Source organism: Arenimonas oryziterrae DSM 21050 = YC6267, from assembly GCF_000420545.1.
Taxonomy (GTDB): Bacteria; Pseudomonadota; Gammaproteobacteria; order Xanthomonadales; family Xanthomonadaceae; genus Arenimonas; species Arenimonas oryziterrae.
This window is the reverse complement of the sequence record NZ_ATVD01000021.1, coordinates 1-1539: the sequence shown is the minus strand read 5'-3', so window position 1 is coordinate 1539 and position 1539 is coordinate 1. Positions and strand designations below refer to the sequence as shown.

Genomic DNA, 1539 nt, shown 5'->3' with positions numbered 1-1539 from the left:
GAAAATACCACTCTGACCCCTGTTTTCGCAGGGTCGGTCCATGTCTCTACCTGTCCACATTCCCAACCGCTGACCTAACTTGGTCGCGTTGAAAATCATCCATACGGCAGTTGAGTGGGCCAGGCTCCTTGGCGTAGTCAAAACGCGAGTATCGCCACTCCTCAACAATGCGCCCAGAAGATTTAAACACGATCAATGCATGCAAATCCTCTGGTCGCTCTACTTGCCGGGTCTCTCTATCGCAACGAGTCGGAAGGCTCTTCACAAACTCCTCCATCTTTTCAGGGGAAGTTAGCTTAATCTTTAGGTCAGCATTTCGAATCAAGTCTGCAGATGAATATGAGGTAAAAGTAACAACTTCGAAATCCCGAAAATACACTTCGATTACGTCAACCTTGTGCGAATTGAGCGGCGATTGACCAGCCTCTTTGGGCGCGCACGCAAGCAGAAACAAGACACAAACCAGACCCACGACGCTTGTCATTGACCAAGCAATTGACCTCATTTGCATCCATCTCCAACGCACTTGAAGGGAACAGACTTGCCAGATTTATGATCGCCTCGAAGCGGCTCGCCAGCCGCTCTCGATGTTTCGTGCTCCCAACCCTGGATCACAGTTCTTTCTTCCATATTGCCAAAGTCGGGATCCGGAGTTTTTGCATCCGCGCTGAAACCCTTCGGCGAGTCAATATAGTTGATCGCGTGTTCAATTTCATGCCCGAGCGTCGTTTTCGGCGAGATTACTCCAACCTTTCCGGATTCCACATCCTTTACCTCAAATGCTGCTTGGTCGGCCCAGTAGATGGTTTTTGTTTTAGGGTTGAATCGATTTTGTGTAGCATCAGCTCGATCTGCCGTAGGCACGATTTTCACTCTAGCACTAGACAAGTGTAGGTAGCCTACACCATCTGCCCGACCGATCTTGTTTAGGCCGTTAAAAGCAGATGCCACATTGTTAATGAAGTCAGCGGGAGTTCCTTTGGGGTACTCGAATTCTCGACCATCTGGATCAACGAGTGTATATGGATTGCTATTGACATATGTATATCGGCTGAAGTTTTCGCCGCTATTCTCGTTCGTACGCACCGGGTCAACAGAGAGGAATCTTCCAACAATGGGATCGTAATACCGCTGCTGCATATAAGTCAGCCCCGTATCCCGATCCATCACATGGCCCGTGTAACCCGTGCCATCGATCGGCGTGGAGCCGAGAACTTCGCCGTACGGTGCGTAAGAATGACGACTTACGAGCATGCCCGCCGCATCCGTCTCGGCCACCGGACTACCAAGCGAGTCCGTGTGCTGATAACGCACCGCGATCGTGCCCGTACCCCACGCCACCGCCCGCGTCGCCACCTGCGTATTGCCCAGGTAGATATAGCTCAGGTTCTGGCTGCGACGCGCCTCGGAGGTGTACATCACCTGCTTGGACTGGCTGTAGATCCAGAACGTGGTCTTGGTATCGGCATCGGTCGTCTGCACGCGACGGCCCTGCCCGTCATAGCGATAGGTCTGGACACCCGTGACCTGATTCATGCG

1 protein-coding gene is annotated in these 1539 nt (G+C 52.2%); it reads right to left on the bottom strand.

The features are described from left to right. Nucleotides 1-501 precede the first annotated feature (501 nt). The coding region (locus G467_RS17730) for an RHS repeat-associated core domain-containing protein (protein WP_281166684.1) at nucleotides 502-1539 on the bottom strand (1038 nt) is incomplete at its 5' end.